Source organism: Rhodococcus sp. 06-235-1A (genome assembly GCF_002258785.1).
GTDB lineage: Bacteria > Actinomycetota > Actinomycetes > Mycobacteriales > Mycobacteriaceae > Rhodococcoides.
Genome location: NZ_NOYI01000002.1, coordinates 189,498 through 216,387 on the forward strand (window position 1 = coordinate 189,498; position 26,890 = coordinate 216,387).

Below are 26,890 nucleotides of genomic sequence, written 5' to 3' on the forward strand. Positions count from 1 at the left end.
TCAATCGCGCGCCCAAGCCGCCGCGGCTCGACACTCCGAACCGGATCGAGAAGTCCGGGTCGATGTATCCGACGTCGGCACTCGCCGTCGCGACCGTGCCGCCGAAGGGCAAGTGAATGCGCGCAGCAATTACCGGTGGATCTCAGACACCCCCGACCGGTCCGGGTTTCGAGAACGGCTTCCCGCTGTCGTCTGCGCAGCGAGGCATGTGGTTCGCTCAACAGCTCGCTCCTGAAGTACCGGTTTGCATCGCCCAGTACGTGGATCTGCGAGGCAGTCTCGACATAGCCGTGTTGCAGGAAGCGTCGGCGCAGGCCGGGCACGAGTTCCAGTCCGCCTACCTCCGCCTGGCCGAGGTCGACGGCGAAGCCGTTCAGGTCGTCGATCACTCCATAGACCAGTCCGTGCACTATCTGGACCTCCGCGGCGAAGACGATCCGATGACCGCGGCCCTGCAGTGGATCGACGGCAACTACGTTCAGCCGGTCGACATGGAGAACGATCCGCTCGTCGAGAGCTGGATCATTCAGGTCGAGGACGAGCGGAACCTCTGGTACAGCAAGATCCACCACGTAGCTCTCGATGGCTACGGTGCCATGACGCTCGTCAATCGCACGGCTGCGCTCTACACGGCCGCGGTCGAGCACACCGAACCTGCCCCCAACAAGGCAGCAGAACTTCGCCGACTCTTCGAGCTCGATCAGGAATACCGGACGTCCTCTCGCTTCGAGTCGGACAAGGAGTACTGGACCGCTCGCGCCGCCGACATCCACGACGGTGCGACGCTGTCGAACACGGACGGACGCACCGTCGCTGCCAGCAAGTTGCGGAGCGTGGCTCTGCCTGCGGACGTCGTCACCGCACTCGAAGGGTCCGACACGACCAAGGGCGGAACCGCGGCCGCGGTGTTCATCGCTGCATTCGGCTGTTACCTGTCCCGCATGACCGGACGCGAAGACGTCCTGGTCAACATTCCGGTGTCCGCTCGAACCACGGCACTGCTGCGCCGGTCGGGAGGAATGCTCGTCAACGTGGCACCGATCCCGATTCATGTGCCCGAGGACGCCACGGTCGGACAGCTCGTGCAGCAGGTGCAACTCGAGTTGATGGGTGCGCTTCGGCACCAGCGCTTCAGCATCGAGGACATCCGACGCGAACTGACGGCCGCGGGAAGCGACAAGCAACTCACCGGTCCGATGGTCAACATGATGTTGTTCCATCAGCAGATCAACCTGGGGTCGATCGTCGGCGAATTCAACATCGTGACGTCGGGCCCGGTCGAGGACCTTCTGGTCAACGTCTACCAGAGTGGTTCTCCGGCAAGAACATTCGTCGATTTCAGAGCGAACCCGAACCGTTACGACGACGACGACCTCACGGCACATCACTCGAGCTTCGTCGACATGGCCGAAGCATTCATCGCTGCCGGTCCCGACGTCGCCGTTGCCGATGTGCATCCGGACAGCGCGCACGAAGGACGCCGTCGCCGCCGTGCCGCGGCCCATCTCGCGTACTGGAAGGATCGGCTCGCCGATTCCCCGGACCTTCTCGATCTCCCCACCGACCGTCCACGTCCGTCGCGCATCGGCCACGTTCGCGCGACGCACGAGATCGCCCTCGGATCCGAACCGTGGACCGCCGTGAATCGGCTCGCGGCCGACCGCGGAACGACGCCGTTCGTGGTTGTGGAATCCGTTCTTGCCGTTCTCTTCTCGCGTCTGGCGAATACCGACGACGTGTCGATCGCCGTGCCCAACGGTGCCGGTGGAACCCTTGTTCTGCGGACCGATCCGGACGCCGGACGTTCGTTCGCTGACCTCGTGGACTCCACCGGAACGGCCTTCGCCGCAGCGCTCGAGCACGGTGATGTGTCGTTCGAGGACGTCGTCGAAGCCCTCGGTCTGTCCAGGTCGGGCTCGCACGGACCGTTGGCTCAGGTTGCTCTTCGATTCGGCCCTGCCGCTCTGCCGCGGGACGGAGTCGAACTGGACCTCGTCGTGACCGTGGCCGAAACCGATTCCACCGTCGTCCTCGACTACGCCACCGAACTGTTCGATGCCGTGAGCATTGCCCAGTTCGGCCGCCGTCTGGTTCGTGTTCTCGACGCTCTGACCAGTGAGCCCGATCTGCTGATCGGTGACGTGGACGTGCTCTCCACCGCCGAGCGTGCTCGTCTGGCTCCGGTTCGTGGTCCGCGGTCTGTGGTGGGTGTGGTGTTGCCGGAGTTGTTGGCTGGTGCTGTGGGTGTTGCGGGTGTCGGTGGTGTTGCGGTGGTGTCGGGTTCTCGGGTGCTTTCGTATGGTGAGTTGGATGCGGCGTCGTCGCGGTTGGCGCGGATGTTGATGTCGTGTGGTGTGGGTCCGGGGTCGTTCGTGGCGTTGGCGTTGTCGCGGTCGGTGGAGTCCGTGGTGGCGGTGTGGGCGGTGGCGAAGGCCGGTGGTGCGTTCTTGCCGGTGGATCCGAATTATCCGGTGGATCGGATCGAGCACATGTTGGTCGATTCGGGTGCTGTGGTGGGTGTGACGTTGGGTGCTCATGTGGGTGCGGTGTCGGGTGTGGGTGGGGTGTCGTGGGTGGTGCTCGATGATCCGGATGTGGTGGCGGATTTGGCTTTTCGGTCTTCTGCTCCGGTGTTGGACGAGGAGCGTTCGGGTGTGTTGCGTCTCGATGATGCGGCGTATCTGATTTATACCTCTGGGTCCACCGGTGTGCCCAAGGGTGTGGTGGTCACTCATCGTGGTGTGGGGAACTTGGCTGCCGAGGAGCGGGTTCGGTTCGGTGTGGGGCCGTCGTCTCGGGTGTTGGCGTTCGCGTCGCCGAGTTTCGATGCGTCGATTCTCGAGTTCGTGTTGGCGTTCTCGGGTGGGTCGACGATGGTGATCGCTCCGCCGTTGGTGTTCGGTGGGGTGGAGTTGGCGTCGTTGTTGGCCGAGGAGCGGGTTTCTCATGCGTTCGTCACGCCTGCGGCGTTGGCGTCGGTGGATCCGGTGGGGTTGGAGTCGGTGGAGGTCGTGGTCACCGGTGGTGATGTGTGTGCGCCGGAGTTGGTGGCGCGGTGGGCGCCGGGTCGGCGGATGTTCAATGCGTACGGTCCGACGGAGGCGACGATTTTCTCGTCGATTTCGTCGGCGTTGGTGGTGGGGGAGTCGGTCGATATCGGTTCGCCGACGATCGGTTTCGCGGAGGTGGTGTTGGATGCGCGGTTGAATCCGGTGCCGGTGGGTGTGGTGGGTGAGTTGTATCTGGCGGGTCCGGCGTTGGCTCGTGGGTATCACGCTCGGTTGGGTTTGACGGCGGAGCGGTTCGTGGCCAATCCGTTCGGTGGTGTGGGTTCTCGGATGTATCGCACCGGTGATGTGGTGCGGTGGAATTCGTCGGGTGCGTTGGAGTATGTGGGGCGCAGCGATTTTCAGGTGAAGGTGCGTGGTTTCCGGATCGAGTTGGGTGAGATCGATTCGGTGTTGGCTGCTGTGCCGGGTGTCGATTTCGTGGTCACTGTGGGGCGTGAATCTGCTGCCGGTGCCACGGTGTTGGTGTCGTACGTGTTGCCGGTGGCCGGGACCACGCTTGATGCGTCCGTGCTGCGCGAGCACGTCGGTTCGGTGTTGCCGGCGCACATGGTGCCCTCGGCGTTGGTGATGCTCGAGTCCATTCCGTTGACTCCGGCAGGCAAACTCGACCGAAACGCACTACCCGAACCCGAACTCGGGTCTCAGGGTGCATTCGAGGCGGCGCGGACCGAGTACGAGACCGCAGTGGCAGCCGTGTTCTGCAACGTGCTGGAGGTCGATCGGGTCGGCGTCACCGACAGTTTCTTCGATCTCGGTGGAAACTCGCTCGTCGCAACGCGTTTGACCGCGCGAGTCAATTCGGCCCTGGGAACCGATCTGAAGGTTCTGGATCTGTTCGAGGCGCCGACCGTCCGGGCTCTGGCTGAACGCGCGGAGGCCAAGGGTGCGTCACTGCATCGCCGTCCGGCGCTGGTTCCCGTCGAGCGCCCCGAGTCCATTCCGCTCTCTCTCGCACAGCAGCGGATGTGGTTCATCAACCAGTTCGACGTGTCGTCACCCGCGTACAACATTCCACTCACCGTTCGGTTGACGGGTCGCCTGGACGTCACCGCGATGTCCGCGGCCATCGGCGACGTTCTGTCCCGGCACGAATCGCTTCGGACGGTATTTCCCACTGTGGGGGATCTACCGAACCAGGTCATCTCCCCGGTCGAGGACGTCACCGGCGCGAGGCTCCCGCTCGAGGTCGTCGACGTCGACGTCGCGGCGGTCGATGCGCTCGTCCGTACTGCTGCGACAACAGGATTCGACGTCACGGTCGATCTACCCTTCCGTGCGGTGTTGTACCGAACCGGCCCGGACAGTTTCGTTCTGTCCATCGTCGTCCATCACATTGCCGCGGACGGTGCGTCGATCGCCCCGCTGGCTCGCGACGTCATGGTTGCCTACGGTGCCCGGTCCTCCGGGTCGGCTCCGATGTGGGAGCCGCTGGCCGTGCAGTACGCGGACTTTGCGCTGTGGCAACACGCAGTTCTCGGCGACGAGAACGACTCCACGTCCGTGGCATCGCGGCAGATCGACTTCTGGCAGTCGGCATTGGCGGACCTGCCCGACGTGCTGCCGATGCCGCTCGATCGGCCACGCCCCACTCGGCAGTCGATGCGCGGCAGTGTCACGCCGTTCACGATCCCCGGCGACGTTGCGGCGCGGTTGTCCTCGGTTGCAGCCGAACACGAGTCCACGCTGTTCATGGTCGTGCACTCCGCACTTGCGTTGCTGCTCGCACGATTGAGCGGGACCCAGGACATCGCCATCGGCACTCCGATCGCGGGGCGGGGGGATGCCGCACTCGACGACCTCGTCGGCATGTTCGTCGGCACCCTCGTGCTGCGTACCCAGGTAGAACCGCAGGCGACCTTCGGTGAGCTGTTGGCCGGTACCCGCAGCTCCGATCTCGCCGCCTTCGACAACACCGACATTCCGTTCGAGCGACTCGTGGACGTACTCGATCCGGCAAGGTCCACCGACCATTCGCCTCTGTTCCAGGTTCTTCTCGAGTTCCAGAACAATGCCTCGGCCACGCTGGAGCTGCCCGATCTCACCGTCGAGTTCGAGGAAATAGGTACCGACACAGCGAAGTTCGACCTGCAACTGCGCGTCGATCAGGACCCCTTCGACGAGTCCGGGGCGTTGTCGGCTGCCTTCACATACGCCACAGATCTGTTCGATCCGGACACCATCGACCGGTTCGTCGATCGCTTCCTGCGGATCGTCGACACCATCGGCACGTCGACGAATGTTCGCACCGGCGACATCGACATCCTGTCCGCCGCAGAACGCGAACTGATCCTGTTCGAGTGGAACGACACCGCTCGTCTGCTCGAACCCCCGGTCCGCCAGCAGATCCCGGCCGGCGACACCGACATGACTCTCAGCAGCCTGTTCGACCGGCAGGTGTTGCGCAGTCCGTACTCGACCGCGCTGGTGTTCGAGGACGAGCACATCACCTATCTCGAACTCGACGAGCGCGCCAATCAGCTCGCTCGTCACCTCGTCTCACTCGGTGTGGGACCGGAGTCGCATGTCGGTCTCGCGATCCGTCGGTCGATCGACCTGCTCGTCGGCATGTACGCCATCGTCAAGGCCGGTGGTGCCTATGTACCGATCGACCCGGACCATCCGGTCGAGCGGTCGTCCTACGTGCTCTCGAGTGCCCAGCCGGTATGCATCCTCACCACGAGCCGAGACTGGATCAACATTCCGGTTGCAACGCCGGTTCTCGCGGTCGATCTGCTCGACGTATCCGATCGAGATCGCTCCTCGGTCACCGATTCCGACCGGTTGGGTAGCCTGAACGGCTCGAACACCGCGTACGTGATCTACACCTCCGGTTCCACCGGCAGGCCCAAGGGTGTCGCAGTCACGCACTCGGCGATCGTGAACCGACTGCTGTGGATGCAGCACGAGTACCACCTCGAACCCGCCGACACGGTTCTGCAGAAGACGCCTGCCACGTTCGACGTGTCGGTGTGGGAGTTCTTCTGGCCCCTTCAGGTCGGTGCCAAGCTCGTGGTGGCAGAACCGGACGGCCACCGCGATCCGGTGTACCTGTCCCGCATCATTGCGGACGAGCACATCACCACCGCGCACTTCGTGCCGTCGATGCTGGCGGTGTTCGCAGCAGGAGCCCGAGCTGCAGAATGCGCTTCCCTCCGGCTGGTCTTCTGCAGTGGCGAGGCACTCCCGCCTGCCACCGCAGCGCAGTTCGCACAGTTCTCACTCGCGGAGTTGCACAACCTCTACGGTCCGACCGAGGCCGCAGTCGACGTCAGTTACTACCACGTGACCGGTCGCGACGCTGTCTCGATCCCCATCGGCGCACCGGTGTGGAACACCCGGTTGTACGTTCTCGACGCATCGTTGCGGCTCGCACCCATCGGTGCGCCGGGCGAGCTGTATCTCGCCGGTGTCCAACTCGCTCGCGGGTACGTCGGCCGCGGCGACCTCACGGCGGATCGGTTCGTTGCCGACCCGTTCGGTGAACCGGGTGATCGGCTCTATCGCACAGGCGATCTGGTTCGCTGGCGCACCGACGGCGAGCTCGAGTACATCGGCCGTACCGACTTCCAGGTGAAGCTGCGCGGCCTGCGTATCGAGCTGCCCGAGATCGAAGCCGTCCTGCTCCGGTCCGAGTCCGTCGCCCAAGCGATCGCGTTGGTACACAAGGACGCGAACACCGGCGAGACACTGGTGGCCTATGTGGTGGGTGCGCCTGGTTCCGCAGTCGATCCCACCGAGCTGACCGCCGAGGCCGCACGCCGCCTTCCGGCCTACATGGTCCCCTCGCACGTAGTGGTGCTCGATTCGTTGCCGGTCAACGCCAGCGGCAAACTCGATCGCAAGGCCTTGCCTGCGCCCGAGTTCACCGTCGCTGCGTCGGAATTCGTCGGTCCCGAGAATCCGGTCGAGGAAATCGTGGCCGGCATCTTCGGCGATCTGCTCGGCATCTCTCAGGTCGGCGTCACGTCGAGTTTCTTCGAGATCGGCGGTAATTCGCTGATCGCAATGCGCTTGGTCGCACGGATCAATGCCGCACTCGGTAGCGACATCGGAATCAGGGATCTGTTCGACGCGCCCACTGTGCGAGCGTTGTCCGCAGGTATCGACATCCGCGACCACGACGGCGGAGCAGCCCCACGACTGGTTCCTCAGGAACGTCCCGACGTCGTACCGCTGTCGCTGGCGCAGCAGCGAATGTGGTTCATCAATCAGTACGACACCCAGTCGGCTGCCTACAACGTCGCGTTCGCCATGCGACTGAGTGGCGCTCTCGACGTCGCCGCGATGCACTCCGCCATCGGTGACGTGTTGTCCCGGCACGAGTCGCTCCGCACGATGTTCCCGTTGACCGACGACGGTCCCGTGCAGTCGGTCCTCGATGTCGCATCGGCGCTGCCGGATCTGACGCCGATTGCGGCCGACGACGATCGGCACGTGCAAGACCTGATCGGCGACGTCGCCGGCTCGGGCTTCGACGTGGTGGCCGACGTTCCGCTGCGAGTTCGACTGATCCGCGAGCGCGAGAACGAACACGTCCTCGTCATGGTGGTGCACCACATCTCCTCCGACGGCTTCTCGAGCGCCCCGCTGGCCCGTGATCTGATGGTCGCCTACAGCGCCCGCGCGGCCGGGCACGCGCCGAGCCAGGAACCACTGCCGGTCCAGTACGCCGACTACGCGCTCTGGCAGCGCCGATACCTCGGCACCGAGTCCGAACCCGAATCGTTGATGGCGCAGCAATCGACCTACTGGGTCGACACGCTGTCGGGCAGCCCCGAGGTTCTGCCTCTGCCGACCGACCGCCCTCGGCCTGCGGTGGCGTCTCTGTGCGGCAGCACCGTCTCGTTCGAGATCGATGCCGTGGTCCACGCACGACTGGCTGCTGTTGCTGCCGAACACAATTCGAGCTCGTTCATGATCGTGCATGCTGCCCTGGCCGTCCTTCTGGCCCGACTTTCGGGTACCGAGGACATCTCTGTCGGAACGCCGATCTCGGGTCGCGGGGATGCTGCGCTCGACGAACTCGTCGGCATGTTCGTCAACACACTCGTCCTGCGTACCCAGGTGCCGGGCTCCACCCGTTTCGAAGACCTGCTCTCGGACGTTCGCGCCACCGACCTCGCCGCGTTCACGCACGCGGACATCCCGTTCGAGCGCGTGGTGGATGCGGTCGACCCCACGAGGTCGACGGCCCACGCGCCGTTGTTCCAGGTGATGCTCGAATTCCAGCACACCGACCGCCCGACGGTGACGTTGCCCGGACTGTCGGTCGAGGCAATCGAACTTCCCAACGACATCTCCAACTTCGACTTGCAACTGACGGTCTCGGAAGAATTCGACAGGTCCGGTACGCCTGCCGGCATCAGTGCCGGCTTCCGATACGCCACAGAACTCTTCGATGCAGACACCGTTCGTGTCCTCGCCGATCGACTCGTGCGAATTCTCGACGTCGTGACGACCACGCCGTCCGTTCGGGTCGGCGACATCGAGATCCTGTCGGCCTCCGAACACGCCTCTCTGGCTCCGGTTCGTGGTCCGCGGTCTGTGGTGGGTGTGGTGTTGCCGGAGTTGTTGGCTGGTGCTGTGGGTGTTGCGGGTGTCGGTGGTGTTGCGGTGGTGTCGGGTTCTCGGGTGCTTTCGTATGGTGAGTTGGATGCGGCGTCGTCGCGGTTGGCGCGGATGTTGATGTCGTGTGGTGTGGGTCCGGGGTCGTTCGTGGCGTTGGCGTTGTCGCGGTCGGTGGAGTCCGTGGTGGCGGTGTGGGCGGTGGCGAAGGCCGGTGGTGCGTTCTTGCCGGTGGATCCGAATTATCCGGTGGATCGGATCGAGCACATGTTGGTCGATTCGGGTGCTGTGGTGGGTGTGACGTTGGGTGCTCATGTGGGTGCGGTGTCGGGTGTGGGTGGGGTGTCGTGGGTGGTGCTCGATGATCCGGATGTGGTGGCGGATTTGGCTTTTCGGTCTTCTGCTCCGGTGTTGGACGAGGAGCGTTCGGGTGTGTTGCGTCTCGATGATGCGGCGTATCTGATTTATACCTCTGGGTCCACCGGTGTGCCCAAGGGTGTGGTGGTCACTCATCGTGGTGTGGGGAACTTGGCTGCCGAGGAGCGGGTTCGGTTCGGTGTGGGGCCGTCGTCTCGGGTGTTGGCGTTCGCGTCGCCGAGTTTCGATGCGTCGATTCTCGAGTTCGTGTTGGCGTTCTCGGGTGGGTCGACGATGGTGATCGCTCCGCCGTTGGTGTTCGGTGGGGTGGAGTTGGCGTCGTTGTTGGCCGAGGAGCGGGTTTCTCATGCGTTCGTCACGCCTGCGGCGTTGGCGTCGGTGGATCCGGTGGGGTTGGAGTCGGTGGAGGTCGTGGTCACCGGTGGTGATGTGTGTGCGCCGGAGTTGGTGGCGCGGTGGGCGCCGGGTCGGCGGATGTTCAATGCGTACGGTCCGACGGAGGCGACGATTTTCTCGTCGATTTCGTCGGCGTTGGTGGTGGGGGAGTCGGTCGATATCGGTTCGCCGACGATCGGTTTCGCGGAGGTGGTGTTGGATGCGCGGTTGAATCCGGTGCCGGTGGGTGTGGTGGGTGAGTTGTATCTGGCGGGTCCGGCGTTGGCTCGTGGGTATCACGCTCGGTTGGGTTTGACGGCGGAGCGGTTCGTGGCCAATCCGTTCGGTGGTGTGGGTTCTCGGATGTATCGCACCGGTGATGTGGTGCGGTGGAATTCGTCGGGTGCGTTGGAGTATGTGGGGCGCAGCGATTTTCAGGTGAAGGTGCGTGGTTTCCGGATCGAGTTGGGTGAGATCGATTCGGTGTTGGCTGCTGTGCCGGGTGTCGATTTCGTGGTCACTGTGGGGCGTGAATCTGCTGCCGGTGCCACGGTGTTGGTGTCGTACGTGTTGCCGGTGGCCGGGACCACGCTTGATGCGTCCGTGCTGCGCGAGCACGTCGGTTCGGTGTTGCCGGCGCACATGGTGCCCTCGGCGTTGGTGATGCTCGAGTCCATTCCGTTGACTCCGGCAGGCAAACTCGACCGAAACGCACTACCCGAACCCGATTGGTCCGCTCAGGTCACCTCGGGCCGCGAGGCCGAGAACGCGGTCGAGAAGACGCTCGCCGGCTTGTTCGCCGAGGTCCTCCGACTGGACCGCGTCGGCGTCGACGATTCGTTCTTCTCGCTCGGCGGCGACAGCATCATGTCCATCCAGCTGGTGTCGCGCGCGAAGGCGGCCGGCCTGGCTCTTTCGCCACGAGATGTGTTCGAGCACAAGACCGTTGCCGCACTCGCCGAGGTCGTGGCGGCCGGCGACGGCACCGCTGCGCTCGTACTGGACGAACTACCGGGAGGCGGCGTCGGCGATGTCCCGCTGACCCCGATCGTGGCATGGATGCTCGATCGGACGCCGGTGCTCGACAAGCACACTCAGACCGCAGTTCTGACGCTTCCCGTCGATATCGAGCTCGACGTTCTCGAAGCCACCGTCCAGACCGTTCTCGACCACCACGACATGCTTCGTGGGGTATTGCATCGCGGCGAAGATCCGTCGATGGAGGTGCTCCCGGTCGGATCGGTCACGGCGCGCTCCATCGTGCACCACGTGACGTCGACAACCGTTCGGGGACAAGAGTTCTCCGAGCAGGCAAGAGCCGAGGCAGCGGCTGCAGTAGGCCGCTTGGCACCCGATTCCGGTGTGATGATCCAGATGGTGTGGTTCGACGCCGGTTCCGAGGGGAGCAGGTTGCTCGTCGTCGCCCACCACCTGGTGATCGACGGGGTGTCGTGGCGAATTCTGGTTCCGGACCTCGCATCGGCATGGGCCCAGATCATCGGAGGAAACAGTCCGGAACTGGCTCCGGTCGGCACCTCCGTGCGCCGTTGGTCTCACGGGTTGCGTGAGGTCACCGCCACCCGAGGAGACGAGCTCGAGATCTGGCGCGGCGTACTGGCGCAACCGGATCCACTCATCGGATCACGCGCACTCGATCGTGACATCGACGTGTATCGAACGGTCGACAAGGTCGAGCTGACGCTGCCGACCGACGTCACCGAGGGGCTGCTGACAGCACTGCCCGACGCATTCCACGGCAGTGTCAACGACGGCCTGCTCGCCGCGCTTGCGCTCGCCACCGCCGTATGGCGACGTGATCGCGGTGTGGTGGTCGACGACGCCCTCATCTCGCTGGAGGGTCACGGTCGCGAGGACCACGTCGTACCGGGTGCCGATCTCGGTCGCACCATCGGTTGGTTCACCACGATCTACCCGCTCAGACTGACCCTCGACGGCATCGATCTGGACGACGCACTTGCCGGCGGTGCAGACGGTGCACGTCTGATCAAGTCGGTCAAGGAGCAGCTGCTCGCCGTTCCCGATCACGGCATCGGCTACGGCATGCTCCGCTACCTGGACGAGGACGGTGCCGCTGCTCTACGCGACTTCCCGGCTCCCCAGATCAGTTTCAACTACCTCGGGCGCTACAGCACCGACATTCCGGACGAGCTTCGCGGACACGGCTGGCTGCCGGTCGACGATGCCGGTGTCGGCGATTCGCAGGACGACGATCTTCCCGTGGCCGCCGTGCTCGACATCAATGCCGTCACCACTGCCACACCGACGGGCCCGCGACTGGAAGCCACGTTTGCATTCCCCACCGGTGTGCTCGACGCGGACGAGGTCGCCGAGCTGGCCGAGCTGTGGCGACAGGCACTCACGGCTCTGACTCAGCTCGCCCAGCGGCCCGGGTCCGGCGGCTTCACACCGTCCGACCTCGATCTGGTACGCCTCGATCAGAGTTCCATCGACAACCTCGAACGGGTTTACCCGACGCTGGACGACATCTGGTCGATGACGCCTCTGCAGGCCGGTTTGCTGTTTCACGCGGAATTGTCGGATCAGTCCGTCGACGCGTACATAGTCCAGCTGGTACTCGAATTGCGCGGGGACGTCGACGAGGCGCGATTCCGCCGGGCCGCCGACGCCCTGCTCCGTAGACACGCCAATCTGCGCACTGCCTTCGTGCACAACAACGACGGCGAGTCGATCCAGATCGTGCATCACGATGTGGACGTGCCGTGGTCGTCGATCGACCTCACCGGTCTGGACGTCGACGACCGGGCCGCCGAGCTCGAGCGCATCGAACATGCGGACCGAGCCACCCGTTTCAACATGGCTCAGGCTCCGCTGCTGCGCTTCATGCTGATCACGGTGGCTCCGGGCGAGTGGCGTCTGGTGATGACCAATCACCACATCCTGCTCGACGGTTGGTCCACGCCTCTGCTCCTCAAGGACCTCTTGACTCTGTACGTGGTCGACGGCGACGAAACCGTTCTTCCTCGCGTTCCGGCATACCGCGACTACCTGTCGTGGCTGGCGAAACGGGACCGCTCGTCGGCAACCGATGCGTGGACGAATGCGCTCGCGGGATTGTCCGAACCGACCTTGCTGACGCCGGTGGAAAGCCGGCGCCAGGAATCGACGCTGGCCGGCCGCGCGTTGGTCTCGTTGGACGTCGAACAGACCGATCGCTTGCGGGCCGTGGCCCGCGCCCGCGGCGTCACGATGAACTCGATGGTGCAGGCGTCGTGGGCCATGGTCCTCGGCACTCTGACCGGACGCTCCGACGTGGTCTTCGGTGCGACGGTGTCCGGCCGCCCGCCGGAGGTCTCCGACATCGAGTCGATGGTCGGATTGTTCATCAACACTCTTCCGGTCCGCATCGTGCTCGATCCGTCCGAGACATTGGGCGAGTACCTGGATCGGGTGCAGTCCGAACAGGCTGCGCTGCTCGATCACCACTACCTCGGCCTCACCGACATCCAGCGGGCTGTCGGACCGGCCGTTGCGTTCGACACCCTGACGGTCTTCGAGTCGTATCCGATGGACCGCGCGGGGCTGTCGGCCGAGACCGACCTCGCCGGCATGCATGTGCACGACGTACACGACGGCAGCGACACGGCCCAGTATCCGCTGACGCTGGTCGCGATGGTCGACGACAAGCTGCACATCGAGGCCAAATATCTCCCGGAACTGTTCGAGCACAGTGTCGTTCGCGCGACCGTCGACAGAATCGTGCGGGTACTCGACGCCATTTCCACCGATATCGACCGACGGGTGGGTTCGCTGTCGCTGCTGTCGGAGGACGAACTGGGCCGACTGGCACCGGTACACGGCCCGGCATCGTCGGATGTTCGGCTGCTACCGGAAATTTTGACCGATGCTGCCGCCGCGAACACCGACGGCATCGCGTTGTGGAGCGCTGACGCGAGCCTGGACTACGCAGAGCTCGACGCACGATCGTCCGCTCTGGCCCGTGCCCTGATCACGCGCGGCGCAGGACCGGAAACTGTTGTCGCTCTTGCCCTGCCTCGCTCCGTCGATTCGGTTCTCGGCATCTGGGCGGTCGCCAAGACCGGCGCGGCCTTCCTGCCCATCGATCCGAGCTACCCCCGCGATCGCGTCGAGCACATGCTCGTCGACTCGAACGCGACCATCGGCCTCACTCTCTCGGCGCATGTTGCCGCGGTCGACGGTCTCGGCTCCGCCCGGTGGACCGTCCTCGATCGCGAAGACACGCGCAGCGAGCTCGCCGATTGCTCGACCGACCCGGTGGGAGACGACGACCGCACCCGTCCGTTGCACGTCGATCAGGTGGCTTACCTGATCTACACCTCGGGGTCGACCGGTGTACCCAAGGGCGTCACCGTCACCCATCGCGGGCTCGCGAATCTGGCAGAGGAGGAGCGAACCCGATTCGAGGTGGCATCCGATGCCCGGGTTCTGGCGTTCGCATCACCGAGCTTCGACGCGTCCATCCTCGAACTGGTCATGGCGTTCTCCGGTGCCGCAACGATGGTCATCGCACCGACCTCGGTCTACGGCGGCGTCGAGCTGGCCGCGTTGCTCTCCGAGCAGCACGTGACGCATGCATTCGTCACGCCTGCCGCGCTCGCGTCGGTGGACCCCGAAGGCCTCACCGAGCTGCGAGTCGTCGCCACCGGTGGCGATGTGTGCCCGCCCGAGCTGGTGGCCCGCTGGGCACCGGGCCGGCTGATGTTCAATGCGTACGGTCCCACCGAAGCGACGATCTTCTCGTCCATCAGCGATCGACTGCACGTCGACTCCGCTATCGACATCGGTTCGCCGACAATCGGTTTCAGTGAGGTCGTTCTCGACGCACGGTTGCATCCCGTTCCGGTCGGAGTTGCGGGAGAGCTGTATCTCGCCGGGCCCGCGCTGGCGCGTGGCTACCACTCCCGATTCGGCCTGACCGCAGACCGATTCGTTGCCAATCCCTTCGCTGCACCGGGTGCGAGGATGTACCGCACCGGAGATGTGGTGCGGTGGACCGATTCCGGAACTCTCGAGTACGTCGGGCGCAGCGATTTCCAGGTCAAGGTGCGCGGCTTCCGAATCGAACTCGGCGAGATCGACGCGGTTCTGACCGACGATCCGACGGTCGAATTCGCCACCACGGTCGGCATCGACGGTCCCACCGGGAACACGATTCTGGTCGCGTACGTTCTCCCGCGGCCCGGTCGCCGGATCGACGCCGCCGCGTTGCGCACTCATGTGTCGAATTCGCTTCCGACTCACATGATTCCGACCTCCTTCGTGGCACTCGAGTCGATTCCGCTGACCCCGGCGGGCAAGCTGGATCGAAATGCACTGCCTGCTCCCGATCTTCATCTCGGAAGCGACTCACGTGCCCCGCGCGACGAGTCCGAGCGAGTCATCGCCGAGATCTTCGGCGAGGTGCTCGGAATCGACGGCGTCGGTATCGACTCGAGCTTCTTCGATCTGGGCGGCGACTCACTCAGTGCCACCCGACTCACCGCACGGGTCAACTCTGCCCTCGACACCGCGATCAGTGTGCGTGCTCTGTTCGAGGCACCCACTGTCGAATCGCTCGCGGTGCGAGTCCGCAGCAACCCGGAGGGTGCAGCTCGCCGTCCCGCACTCGTCGCGAAGCCGCGACCGAGTTCGATTCCGCTGTCCTTGGCCCAGCAACGAATGTGGTTCATCAACCAGTTCGACGTGACGTCGGCGGCCTACAACATCCCTCTCGCCGTGCGACTGACAGGACGACTGGACGTCGCTGCAATGAGCGCAGCCGTCCGCGACGTTCTCCAACGACACGAGTCACTGCGCACGGTGTTCCCCACCCACGGGGAACGACCCGAGCAGTCGATCCTCGACGTGGACACGGTGTCGACGGAACTCGACGTCGTGGATCTGGACACCACCGAGGTGGTTGCGGCCATTTCGTCGGCCGCCGCAACGGGATTCGACGTCTCGACCGATCTACCGTTCCGCGCAGTTCTCTACCGGCTGGCAGCGGACGAGTTCGTTCTCTCGATCGTCGTACACCACATCGCCGCCGACGGAGCGTCCATGGCACCGCTGGCGCGAGACGTCATGGTGGCCTACGGAGCCCGCGCAGCGGGTGTCTCCCCGATGTGGGCACCACTCGAGGTGCAGTACGCGGACTTCGCGATGTGGCAGCGAGACGTACTCGGTGACGAGTCCGATTCGTCCTCGCTCGCCGCGCAGCAGCTGGAGTTCTGGAAGACCAATCTTGCGGATCTGCCCGAGGTGCTCCCGCTGCCGCTGGATCATCCCCGCCCGGCCCGTCAATCGTTGCGCGGCAACAGTGTGCGCTTCGAGATCGACCGCAGTACTCACGCGGCACTGAGCGACGTCGCGCGTGCCAACGAGGCAACCGTCTTCATGGCCGTACACGCCGCGTGGTCGATCCTCATGGCACGCATCAGTGGCACCGAGGACATCGCGGTCGGTACCCCCATCGCCGGACGAGGCGACGCCGCACTCGACGATCTGGTCGGGATGTTCGTGGGAACGCTGGTTCTGCGTACCGAGGTGGCACCGCAGCTCTCGTTCACCGACCTGCTCCGTGCTACGCGCACAGCCGATCTCGCGGCGTTCGAGAACACCGACGTACCGTTCGAGCGATTGGTGGACGTTCTCGACCCGGCGCGGTCGACCGACCATTCGCCTCTGTTCCAGGTGCTGCTCGAATTCCAGAACAACGCCTCGGCAACGCTCGAGCTACCTGACCTCACCGTGCAGGCTGTGGACATAGACGCGCACGTGGCGAAGTTCGACCTACAGCTGACCGTCTCGGAACAGTTCGACGAGTCCGGTCAACCGTCCGGCATGACCGGCGCGATCACCTACGCGGTGGATCTGTTCGAGGAATCGTCCGTCGAGGAGTTCTCGGCGCGGTTCGGTGCGGTACTCGACGCAGTGACAGCGAATCCCGAGAGCGTCGTCGGCGACATCGATCTGTTGCTCCCCGGTGAGCTCGGTGCGATGACGCACGAGTGGAACCACGCTGGCGTCACGGCAACAGATGCGACTCTGGCCGACCGATTCTCCTCTGCTGCAGCCCGATTCCCGGATTCGCGCGCGGTCGTCTTCGGCGATCGCTCGATGACCTATGCCGAACTCGACGAATTTTCGAGCCGCCTGGCCCGTGTTCTGATCGCTCGCGGAGTGACGTCCGAATCGCTCGTTGCGGTCGCGATGCCGCGTGACGAGCAATTGATCGTGGCACTGCTCGCAGTGATCAAGTCCGGCGGCGGGTATCTGCCGATCGACGTCTCGTACCCCGCGGACCGGCTGGCGTTCATGCTCGACGACGCCTCGCCCGTCTGCGTGATCTCCACTGTTGCCGACAGCGCAGCCGTCCCGGCCTCCGATCTCGATGTACTGCTCGTCGATTCACCGGAACTGATCGCCGAGATGAACGCCGTCTCCGGCACTCCGCTGACGGATGCGGACCGTTCGGGCGCCACCAGCGCAGACTCGATCGCGTACGTCATCTACACCTCGGGGAGTACCGGACGACCCAAGGGCGTACAGATTGCGCACCGCAATGTGGCGACACTGTTTGCGAACACTGCGGATCTGTTCGATTTCGACGACCGCGACGTGTGGACCATGTTCCACTCGTACGCGTTCGACTTCTCGGTGTGGGAGCTGTGGGGCCCGTTGCTGCACGGCGGAACTCTCGTCGTCGTCGACTACTACACGGCGCGCTCACCGGAGCTGTTCCGCGAGTTGTTGGTGCGCGAGAAGGTCACGGTGCTCAACCAGACACCGACGGCGTTCTATCAGTTCGCGGAAGCCGACAGGGTTGCCACCGCAGCTGTCGGAGCTGCCGACGACTCCGCGGAACTCTCGCTGCGCTACGTGATCTTCGGTGGTGAGGCACTCGATCTCGGACAGTTGGGCCGTTGGTATGCCCGGCACGACGAGTCCGCGCCCACCCTGGTGAACATGTACGGCATCACCGAAACCACGGTCCATGTGAGCCACCTGGCCTTGACCGAAGCGTTCGCGGCCTCGGCCTCGGCCAGCGTCATCGGTCAAGCGATCCCGGCACTGAATGTGGCCGTTCTCGACACGCGTCTGAACCCGGTTCCACCAGGAGTGACCGGCGAAATGTACGTGTCCGGGGCACAGCTCTCTCGCGGCTACCTCGGTCGGGCCGGCCTGTCCGCGACCCGGTTCGTCGCCGATCCGTCCGGTGAGGCCGGCGCTCGGATGTACCGCACCGGTGACACGGCGCGGTGGAATCGCGACGGAGCGCTGGAGTACCTGGGTCGCAGCGACATGCAGGTGCAGTTGCACGGATTCCGCATCGAACTCGGCGAGATCGAGAGCGCTCTGCTGGAATTCGACGGTGTCGCTGCCTCCGTGGTCTCGGTGCGGGACGACGGCTTCGGCGACCGCCTGATCGGGTACGTCGTCGCCGAAGCCGGCCGGACCCTCGACCACTCCGCGGTTCTCGACTTCGTCGGCACCACGTTGACGTCCTACATGGTGCCCGCGGCGCTGATCGTGCTCGACGAGTTGCCGCTCACCGCAAACGGAAAGCTCGATCGCCGCGCCCTGCCTGCTCCGGACTTCTCGGCGAACGTGACCGAAAGCCGCTTGCCGGCAACCGAAGTCGAATCGATTCTCACCGGCCTGTTCGCCGATGTCCTCGGCCTCGACACCGTCGGCGTCGACGACTCGTTCTTCGCGCTCGGCGGCGACAGCATCATGTCCATCCAGCTGGTGTCCCGCGCCAAGGCGGCCGGTCTGGTCCTGGCTCCACGTGACATCTTCGAGCGCAAGACCGTGGCCGCGCTGGCCGAGGTCGTCGTTCTCGGAGGCGACGCCGTCGTACTGGAGGAACTCGACGGTGGGGGAGTCGGTTCGCTACCTCTGACCCCGGTGGTTCACTGGATGTTGGACCGCAGCACCGACTTCGGTCGCTACACCCAGACCGCCCTGCTTCAGCTCCCGGTCGGAATCGAGACCGCCACGCTCGAGCGCACCGTCCAGGCCGTGCTCGATCGTCACGACATGCTGCGGTCACGGCTGTTCCGAGACACCGACGGCGTCTGGCGCGAGCACGTCTCACCGGTCGGCGCTGTTTCGGCCGCGTCCGTCATCCATGCGGTCACGGTCGATTCCATCGACGGTCCCGACTTCTCCTCCCGTGCCGGGGCGGAACTCGACGCAGCGGCAGATCGATTGGTCCCCGCCGACGGCGTCATGGTGCAGATGGTGTGGTTCCAGGGCCCGAACGGGTCCGGCCGACTTCTCGTCGTCGCACACCACCTCGTCATCGACGGTGTGTCCTGGCGAATAATCGTTCCGGATCTCGCGACTGCATGGAGCCAGATCGTCGCGGGCGACGAGCCTGCACTGGCACCGATCGGTACGTCGATGCGGCGGTGGTCCACCGGATTGACCGACGTCACTGCGTCCCGCGCAGGCGAGCTCGGGCTGTGGCAACGCATTCTCGACGGCGACGATCCGACCATCGGTTCGCGCCCCCTCGACAAGCGGGTGGACGTCGACGCGACAGTGCAGCGCATCCGTACGTCGCTGCCGGTCGAGGTCACCGAGCGTCTGCTCACCACCGTTCCTGACGTCTTCCGAGGCAGTGTGAACGACGGCCTGCTGGCCGGATTGGCCTTGGCTCTGACCGCGTGGCGCCGCGAACGCGGTCACGCCGTCCGCAGTGCCTTGATCACCCTCGAGGGCCACGGTCGTGAGGACGCCGTGGTGCCCGGTGCCGATCTCGGCAGGACCGTCGGCTGGTTCACCACGATCTTCCCGGTTCGCCTCGACCTGCGCTCCGTCGATATCGCCGACGCGTTGTCCGGTGGAGACTCCGCAGGCGCACTGATCAAGGCCGTCAAGGAGCAGCTGCTCGAGATCCCCGATCACGGAATCGGCTACGGCATGCTGCGGTACCTCGATCCCACCGGAACCGACACTCTGTCCGGGTTCGCCGCTCCGCAGGTCAGCTTCAACTACCTCGGGCGCTTCTCGACCGGATCGTCCGAAGGCATGGCCGACGTGGGCTGGATTCCCGTGGCCGACGCCGAACTGGGCGACGCACAGAATCCGGACATGCCCGTGCCGGCAGCGTTGGACATCAATGCCGTCACGACGTCGACACCCAACGGCCCCCAACTCGACGCCACGTTCGCTTTCCCGGCCGGGATTCTCGGCGCGGACGAGGTGGATCGGTTGATCGAGCTGTGGACGCAGGCACTCACCGCGATCACCGAGCACGCCTCGACCGACGGTGCGGGTGGCCGCACTCCGTCCGATCTCGAGTTGGTGGACATCGATCAGAGTTCCATCGAGGTGCTGGAGAAGCGGTTCCCCGACCTGGACGACGTGTGGTCGATGTCGCCGCTGCAGGCCGGCCTGCTCTTCCACGCGCGCCTCGCAGGCGAGGTCGGCAGCGACACTGCAGGCGTGGACGCGTACATGGTGCAGCTCGGGCTCGAGCTGCGTGGCGCAGTCGACTCCGAACGGATGCACGCCGCCGTCGACAAGCTCGTCTCTCGTCATCCGAACCTGCGAGCGGCGTTCGTGCACAACAGCACCGGAGAATCTCTGCAGATCGTGCAGAGTTCGGTGACTGTTCCGTGGTCCGAGATCGATCTCCGCGGTGAGACCGACGTAGAGGCGGCATTGGAGGCAGTCCTCGAGGCCGACCGCGCGGTGCGATTCGAGATGGACGCTGCGCCGCTGCTGCGGTTCACACTCATCACCCTCGCCGACGATCACTGGCGTCTGTTGCTGACCAACCACCACATCCTGTTGGACGGTTGGTCGACACCTCTGGTCGTCAAGGAACTGATCACGCTGTATGTCACCGAATCCGACGACTCGATGCTTCCGCGGGTCCCCGCTTACCGGGATTACCTGGCGTGGATGCGTCAACGCGACGTCGCGATCTCGACCGCGCAGTGGATCAGTGCCATGTCAGGCGTCGAAGAGCCGACACTCCTGGTCACCGGTGACCGGGGTCGGCAGCTGTCCACGGTCTCCCGCGAAACCGAGCGCTCCTTGTCGATCGATACGACGGCTACCCTTCGCGACTTCGCGGCGCGTCGTGGATCGACTCTCAACACGCTGGTTCAGACCGCGTGGGGCATCGTTCTCGCCACTCTGACCGGTCGCGACGACGTCGTGTTCGGTGCAACCGTGTCGGGACGGCCGCCGGAGGTCCCCGGCATCGAGGGCATGATCGGACTGTTCATCAACACGCTGCCCGTTCGAGTCACGCTCGACCGAGGCGAAACGCTCGGCGCACTGGTCGATCGTGTCCAGGCCGAACAGGCCTCGCTGCTCGATCACCACTACCTCGGGCTGACCGACATCCAGCGTGCAGCCGGGGCCGGCGTCGCATTCGACACCCTGACGGTGTTCGAGTCCTACCCCGTCGATCGTGCAGGAGCTTCTGCTGCAACGGATTTCGCGGGCATGCAGGTGACGGACATCCTGGGAACCGACGCCGCGCACTACCCGCTGACCCTGGTTTCCTCGGTCGACGAGCGCCTGAACCTGAAGGCCAAGTACCTGCCCGAACTGTTCGCCGTCGAGGACGTCGACGCAATCGTCGATCGAGTCGAGCGTGTGCTGAATGCGGTACTGACCGACGAACGGCAGCCTCTGGCTCGGCTCGGACTGCTGTCGGAGACGGAATACGCCGCCCTGGCACCGGTACACGGTGTCGACGGACGATCGCGACGGTTGTTGCCGGAGATTTTCTCGGACGCAGCAGCCGTCGACCCGGATGCCATCGCCCTGCGGAGCGCCGATGGTGAGATGACCTACCGAGAGCTGGACCGACGGTCGAACCGACTGGCTCGGATTCTGCTGAGCCACGGTGTGCACACCGAAACGTTCGTCGCGCTCGGAATCGCGCGATCCATCGAGTCCGTCCTGACCGTGTGGGCGGTTGCCAAGTCCGGTGCCGCGTTCGTTCCGGTCGACCCGAACTACCCGGCCGATCGCATCGAGCACATGCTGGCCGATTCCGGCGCGAGCTTCGGTGTCACCACTCGCGCTCATCTCGACGACCTACCGTCCACGGTGCCGTGGATCATCCTGGACGATCTCGCAACGGACGGCCCGAACGCCGTCGGTGACGAGCCCATCGCCGACGCCGAACGGCTCGGTCGCGTCACTCTCGAGAGCGCTGCTTACACGATCTACACGTCGGGCTCGACGGGTGTTCCGAAGGGGGTCGTGGTCACCCACTCCGGCCTCGACAATTTCGCGACCGAGCAGCGCGAGCGCTACCGGGTCACGAAAGACTCTCGCACACTGCATGTTTCGTCGCCGAGCTTCGATGCCTCCGTGCTCGAATATCTGCTCGCATTCGGTGTCGGGGCCACGATGGTGATCGTGCCGCCGACCGTGTACGGCGGCGAGGAGCTCGCGTCGCTGCTGGCATCGGAAGCGGTCACTCACGGATTCATCACCCCGTCCGCACTGGCATCGGTCGACCCCACCGGTCTCGACACGTTTGCCGACGTCGTCGTCGGTGGCGAAGCGGTTCCGTCGGAGTTGGTCACCAAGTGGGCTCCCGGCCGCAACCTGTTCAACGGCTACGGACCGACCGAAGCCACCATCATGTCCAACATCAGTGCACCGATGGTTGCCGGCGAGCCGGTGTCGATCGGCGGACCCGTGCGCGGCGTCCATGAGGTCGTCCTGGACTCGCGGCTGCAGCCGGTCCCCATCGGTGTGGCAGGAGAGCTCTACCTCGCAGGTGTCGGCCTGGCCCGCGGTTACCACGACCGAATGGGACTGACGGCAGAGCGTTTCGTCGCCGATCCGTTCGGTGTGCCCGGTGCGCGCATGTACCGCACCGGTGACGTCGTGCGGTGGTCGCCGGATCTCACGATCGAGTACGTCGGACGGAGCGACTCCCAGGTCAAGGTTCGCGGATTCCGCATCGAACTGGGCGAGATCGATGCTGCGCTGTCGAGCCATCCGGCGGTCGATTTCGCGGCGACCTTCGGCACTCCGGGGCCCTCGGGTGCAACGGTTCTCGTTGCGTATGTCCGTCTGGCAGGGGAGTACCGAGAAGCAGCGGTCAGCGACTTCGACACCGTGGTATTGCGCGATCATCTCGCAGCTGCGTTGCCGTCGCACATGGTTCCCAGCGCCATCGTCGTGCTCGAGTCGATCCCGCTGACTCCGGTGGGCAAACTCGACCGCGCTGCACTGCCGATCCCCGAGTTCGGCTCGGCCACGTCGTACCGCGAACCGAGCACTCCCGCCGAACTGACCGTCGCTGCAGTGTTCGCCGAAATCCTCGAGGTCGATCGAGTCGGAGCCGACAACAGCTTCTTCGAGCTGGGCGGCGACTCGCTCAGTGCCACTCGGGTGATCGCGCGGGTCAACGCCGAATTCGGTACCGCGATCGGCGTTCGCACGATCTTCGAAACGCCCACGGTGTCGGGACTGGCGAAGGCAGTCGGCACTGCGGACACCCGAACACAGCGTCCGGCTCTCGTCGCGGTTCGACGTCCGGAGCACATTCCGCTCTCGCTCGCTCAGCAGCGGATGTGGTTCATCAACCAGTTCGACACCTCGTCTGCGGCGTACAACGTGCCGTTGGTCGTCAAACTGACCGGACAGCTGAACACCGCTGCTCTGGCCGCGGCGGTCGTCGACGTTCTCGAACGCCACGAGTCGCTGCGCACCACGTTCCCCGATGGTCCGCAGTTCCCCGTGCAGCTCGTACATCCGGCAAAGGACGTCGCACCGGCGGTCGAACCCGAACGGATCGATGCCGCAGTGCTCACCGACCGGGTGGCCCTGTTGGCCGGGCGAGGGTTCGATGTGACGACCGAGATCCCGGTGCACGTCGAGCTGTTCCAGGTGCTCGATCCTGCCGGTGACACGGCCGACGATCCCGTATTCGTGCTCGCTATGGTGGTGCACCACATCGCAGCGGACGGCGCGTCGATGGCACCTCTGGCCCGCGACGTCGTGCTTGCGTACTCGGCGCGCAGCGCCGGACGTGCGCCGGATTGGCAACCGTTGCCGGTCCAGTACGCCGATTACACGATCTGGCAACGTTCGCTGCTCGGAGACGAGCAGGACGCGTCGAGTGTCGCGGCGGCTCAGCTCGAGCATTGGTCGAACACGCTCGCGGGACTTCCCGACGTGTTGCCGCTGCCGACCGACCGACCGCGACCGACCACCCAGGATTTCCGGGGCGGCCGAGTGCGCTTCACGATCGATGCCGACATCCATCGCACGCTCGTCGACATCACTCGCGAACAGAACGTGAGTATGTTCATGGTCCTGCACGCGGCCTTCGCGGTGGTGCTCGCTCGGTTGAGCGGCACGGACGACATCGCGATCACCACTCCGGTTGCCGGACGCGGAGACGCCGCCCTCGACGATCTCGTCGGTATGTTCGTCAACACGCTCGTGCTGCGTAGCCGGGTGGACGAAGCCGCAACGTTCGAGGAGCTGCTGAATCAGGTCAAGGCACACGACCTGGACGCCTTCGACCACACGGAGATGCCCTTCGAGAGAATCGTCGAGGTCCTCAACCCCACCCGCTCGACGGCCTACGCTCCGCTGTCACAGGTGGCGCTGTCCTTCCAGAACAACGAGAAGGCATCGCTCGAGCTTCCGGATCTGCGCGTGGAAGGTTTCGACTTCGACGTACCGGTAGCCAAGCAGGATCTTCAGCTGCTGCTGTCCGAAACCTTCGACGCCGACGGTCGTCCGTCCGGCTTCGAGGCCGCATTCGACTACGCCACTTCGCTGTTCGATCCAGTCAGTGTCGAGGCCATCGCGGCGCGTCTGATCCGCGTTCTCGACGCCGTCGGGAACGACCGACACATCGCCGTGGGAGATATCGACATTCTCGGTGCCGACGAGAAGCAGGCTTTGGCACCGGCCCGCGGATCGGTCGACGTCGCAACACGGACATGGCCGGAAATGCTCGCTGCATCGGTGGCGCTCGACCCCTATGCGGTCGCTGTCACCTATCGAGGCGTCAGCCTGTCCTACGCCGACCTCGACAGCTGGTCCAACCGGATCGCTCGAATGCTGATCGATTACGGCGTCGGTCCCGAGACTTTCGTCGCATTGGCTCTGCCTCGATCGATCGAGTCGGTCCTGTCGGTGTGGGCGGTGGCCAAGACCGGAGCCGCCTTCCTGCCCGTCGATCCGAACTACCCGGCGGACCGAATCGCTCATATGCTCGAAGATTCTCATGCCGCAATGGGTCTGACCGACATCGACAGCAGGGAATCGCTGCCCGATACCGTCCCGTGGCTGGTTCTGGACGATCCGGAGACTTCGGCGGAGCTTTCTCGCTACCCGGCAGACGCGGTGACCGATGTCGAGCGCACGGCCACCCTGCACCTCGACCACCCGGCCTACTTGATCTACACCTCGGGTTCGACCGGGCGGCCCAAGGGCGTTGCCGTACGCCATCGCGGGTTGGCCAACCTGCAGGCCGAGGTGATCGAGCGGTTCCGTCCAACCCGAGATTCGCGGGTATCGCACATTGCCTCGCCGAGTTTCGACGCGTCGGTGTACGAGCTGACGATGGCATTCGGAGTCGGTGCGACGGTCGTGATCGTGCCTCCGGGAACGTTCGGTGGCGGTGAACTCGCCGATCTGCTCGAATCCGAACACGTGACGCACGCATTCCTCACTCCGGCGGCGTTGTCCTCGATCGACGAGACTCGACTCGGCACTGTGCGCGTCCTTGCCGTCGGCGGCGAGGCCTGCACTCCGGAACTGGTGGCCAAATGGGCACCGGGCCGCAAGATGTTCAACGGCTACGGACCGACCGAGACCACCATTCAGGCCAGTGTCGGTGGGCCGTTGGTGCCCGGCGGCACCGTCGACGTCGGCGGGCCCGGAACCGGATTCCGGTTCATGGTGCTCGACGCGCGTCTGCGGCCGGTACCGGCAGGAGTGTCGGGCGAGCTGTACATTGCAGGACCCGGCACCGCACGTGGCTACCTGCGTCGATTCGGACTCACGTCCGAGCGCTTCGTTGCCGACCCGTTCGGTACCCCGGGCGAGCGGATGTACCGGACCGGTGACGTCGTGCGCTGGGGTAGTACCGGCACGGTCGAGTTCGTCGGACGCAGCGATTTCCAGGTCAAGGTGCGCGGTTTCCGCATCGAGCTCGGCGAGATCGATTCCGCCCTCACCGAGCACGAACACGTCGGATTCGCAGCCACGATCGGACACACCGCGGCGTCCGGTGACACGGTGCTCGTGTCTTACGTGCTCGCGGCAGACGGTGAGACGGTCGACACCGAAGCACTGCGAGATCGCGTCGCCAAAGCCCTTCCGCGCCATATGGTTCCGTCGGTGATCATCGAGCTCGACGATATTCCGCTCACCCCGGTGGGCAAGCTCGATCGTCGGGCACTGCCGATACCGGAGCTGACGGTGTCGACGACTCCGTACCGAGCCCCGAGTACCGACGTCGAGGCAGCCATCGCCGACGCGTTCGCTCAGGTTCTGGGAGTCGAACGAGTCGGTATGGACGACAACTTCTTCGAGCTGGGCGGAACCTCGTTGGTGGCCACGAAGATCGTGCCTGCCATCGAAACCGCAATCGGAGTGAGAGTGCCGCTGCAGGCGTTGTTCGTCGATCCGACACCGGCCGGGCTGGCAGCACGGGTCGCGTCCGACGCCGACGCCTCGGGTGCCGATCTCGATTCGGTGTTCGGAGTGGTGATTCCGCTGCGCAGTACGGGCTCGAAGGCACCGATGTTCTGCGTCCACCCCGGCATCGGGCTCTCGTGGGGTTACGCCGGTATCGTCTCGAAACTGACCGACGACCGTCCCGTGTACGGCTTGCAGCTGCCGAGCATCGTGGAGGGTACGACCTTCGGCTCGATACGCGACCTCGCGCATCGATACGCCGACGAAATCCGAGCCGTCCAACCGGTGGGGCCGTACCACCTACTCGGTTGGTCGCTCGGCGGCTCGCTCGCCCACGCCATCGCCGTGGAACTGCGCAGCACCGGGAGTGAAGTTCGCACTCTCGCTCTGCTGGACAGCTACGTCGACGGCCACGACGACGACACCGTCGACGGGGTATTGAGCGTGGAGAATCTACTCGGTGGATTGGGGCTGGACTTGACGGCGCAACCGTCGGCCGAGCCGTTGACCTACGAGCGAGGCGTAGAACTGCTCGACGAATCCTTGGGTCAGACGACCGGCGTGACTGCCGATCATCTGCGAAGAATCAACGCAGGATTCGAGAATTCGACAAGAATCATGGCCGAGTTCGTGCCGGACGTCTTCGACGGAGATGTTTTGTTCTTTTCCGCAACGAAGGGTGCGAGCGACGGAATTGTCAGATCACCGCAGGAATGGCGACCGTACGTTGCAGGGGATATCGTCATCCACGACGTCGAGGTTTTCCACAACGAGATGACAAATGCCGATGCGGCCGATGTAATCGGGCCGATTGTCGATTCTCATCTGGGCAATACAGCTGAATAACG

1 protein-coding gene is annotated in these 26,890 nt (G+C 64.8%); it reads left to right on the forward strand.

Annotation, left to right across the window (positions count from 1 at the left end; translation table 11 throughout):
- Positions 1-116 precede the first annotated feature (116 nt).
- Positions 117-26,888, forward strand: a complete 26,772-nt coding sequence (locus CH275_RS00920) for a non-ribosomal peptide synthetase (protein WP_094674326.1) — start codon at positions 117-119, stop codon at positions 26,886-26,888.
- Positions 26,889-26,890: the final 2 nt, after the last annotated feature.